This window comes from Chamaesiphon polymorphus CCALA 037 (genome assembly GCF_003003845.1).
In the GTDB taxonomy this organism is placed as follows: domain Bacteria; phylum Cyanobacteriota; class Cyanobacteriia; order Cyanobacteriales; family Chamaesiphonaceae; genus Chamaesiphon; species Chamaesiphon polymorphus.
This window is the reverse complement of record NZ_PVWO01000655.1, coordinates 1-2,617: the sequence shown is the minus strand read 5'-3', so window position 1 is coordinate 2,617 and position 2,617 is coordinate 1. Positions and strand designations below refer to the sequence as shown.

The 2,617-nt window shown below is 45.6% G+C and carries 2 protein-coding genes; both read left to right on the top strand.

The window, feature by feature from the left end; all coding sequences use genetic code 11:
• Nucleotides 1–1,345 (top strand): non-ribosomal peptide synthetase (locus C7B77_RS27850; RefSeq protein ID WP_146138570.1); only part of this gene is annotated, 1,345 nt, incomplete at its 5' end.
• On the top strand, nt 1,342–2,617 hold a 1,276-nt coding region (locus tag C7B77_RS27845; RefSeq protein WP_245894499.1), incomplete at its 3' end, for a condensation domain-containing protein. The genes C7B77_RS27850 and C7B77_RS27845, both read left to right, overlap by 4 nt.

Below are 2,617 nucleotides of genomic sequence, written 5' to 3'. Positions count from 1 at the left end.
GCCTAAGGGCGTCCAAATCGAACATCAAAATGTGGTGAGTTTAGTAATTAGTACTGATTACATTGGGTTAGAAGCCTCTGATACTGTTGCCGCTGCTGCAAATTTTTCATTCGATGCTGTGATCTTTGAGATTTGGGGTGCCTTGTTAAATGGCTCAAAACTGGTTGTGCTTGGCACTGAAAGTATACTTTCGCCCCAAGACTTTGCCGCCCAAATCGATCGCCAAGGTATTACTACTCTATTTCTGACAACTGCTTTGTTCAACCTACTGGCGGCAGAAGTTCCATTCGCGCTCAAAACGTTAAAAAATCTACTGTTTGGCGGTGAAGTAATCGATCGACGGTGGGTGAAGGAAGTCTTTGACAGTATTTCACCACAACGATTGATTCATGTCTATGGGCCAACTGAAAGCACCACATTTGCTACTTGGTACTCGATCGAATCTGTTTCAACGGACGTTACGATCCCGATCGGTAAACCAATTGCCAACAAGCAGAGCTATATTCTCGATCGATATCTTCAACCAGTGCCGATTGGTGTCCCTGGGGAGTTGCACATCGGCGGTGATGGTTTAGCGCGTGGCTATCTCAATCGTCCCGACTTAACCGCTGCGAAATTTATTCCCAATCCCTTCTCGAGTGATGAATCTGCACGTCTTTATAAAACGGGAGATCTAGCGCGTTACTTACCAGATGGGAATATCGAATTTCTCGGTCGCATCGATAATCAAGTCAAGATTCGGGGCTTCCGGATCGAACTAGGTGAAATCGAAGCTGTCTTGAGTACTCATCCTCAGGTGCAACAAGCTGTGGCGATCGCGACAGAAGCTAGTCCTGGCCATAAACGTCTTGTTGCTTATCTAGTTACATCAGATGAATCGCTTAGTTCTAGTCAAGTGCGCGTCTTCCTCAAGCAAAGGCTACCAGAATATATGGTGCCTGCGGCGATCGTCACTTTAGACTCTATGCCGTTAACCCCGAACGGTAAAGTAGACCGCAATGCACTACCGACTCCCGATCGTGAATGGGATTTGACGATCGATTTTGTCTTGCCATCCACTCCAACCCAAGAGGCTATCGCTCAGATGTGGTTGGAAGTATTGGGTTTGGAAAAAGTCGGTATCCACAATAATTTTTTCGATTTAGGAGGAAACTCACTATTGGTAACTCAATTAATTTCACGGTTGCGTTCGGCATTTGACGTTGAATTACCGATAATCTCCCTATTTGAGAAACAGACTATATTTGAACTAGCTGAAAGTATTGATGAAATTCGTTCTACAGTACAAATGTTAAGACCTGATGATATCGAGCTGTTGGAAAATCGGGAGGAAATTGAGTTATGAAAACCATCAAAGAATTCTTATCTGAACTAGCAAATCTAGATGTTAAACTCTGGCTAGAACCTAATCATAAAAATGATAATTCAAGAGATTTTTCTCTGCGCTGCAATTCGCCTGCTGGAGTAATAACACCACAAATAAGAGAGCAGCTAGTTGAAAGAAAAGTAGAAATAATCAATTTTTTACAACAAGTTGACATAAGGTCGAAATCGACTCTTCCCACGATCGAGCCGATGGCCGATGAGACATTACCATTGCCACTCTCATTTGCGCAAGAACGGCTGTGGTTCCTCAACCAACTCGAAGGAGCGAGTGCCACATACAATATGCCTGCCGCAGTTCGCATCAGTGGGAACTCAGACATTAACGCACTCCAACAAGCATTAACCGAAATCGTCCGTCGTCATCAAGTCTTGCGCACCAGCTTCCACACCGTTGACGATCGCCCCATTCAGGTTATTCATCCCGCCACCACCCTGAAGATTCAGGCGATCGATTTGCAGGCTCTAGCACCGATCGATCGAAGCACAGAATATCAAGCGGCGATCGAGAAAGAAGCACTGATCCCATTTGACTTAGAAACCGCACCGTTAATCCGATGTAGTTTACTCTTGCTATCGGCAACAGAGCAGGTGTTGTTGCTCACCATGCACCATATTATTTCCGATGGGTGGTCGATCGGGGTGTTAATTCAAGAACTAGCGTTTCTATATCCAGCTTTCTGTGCTGGATCGCCTTCGCCACTACCAGAATTACCAATTCAGTATGCCGACTTTGCACTGTGGCAACGGCAATACTTAGCGGGGTCAATGCTAGAAACGCAACTCGATTACTGGCAGCAACAATTGCAAGGAGCACCAGAATTATTGCAATTGCCCACCGATCGACCTCGGCCTCATCTCCAAACTTACCGAGGCACAACTCAAAGTTTTACGCTATCTGCTGACTTAAACCAGCAGTTGCAGTCTCTGTCTCGGGAGTCGGGCACAACTTTGTTCATGACTCTGGCAGCCGCGTTCTCAACGTTACTTTATCGTTACAGCGGTCAGTCCGATCTGGTGCTGGGTACACCGATTGCCAATCGCAATCGGCGGGAAATTGAGTCATTAATTGGCTTTTTTGTAAATACCTTAGTCCTAAGAACCCGATTTGAAGACAATCCTAGTTTTGCCCAATTGCTAACTCAAGTCAGGGAAATCACACTCCAAGCTTACGAGCATCAGGATGTACCCTTCGAGCAGGTAGTTGAGGCATTAAAACCGCAACGGTCGCTGA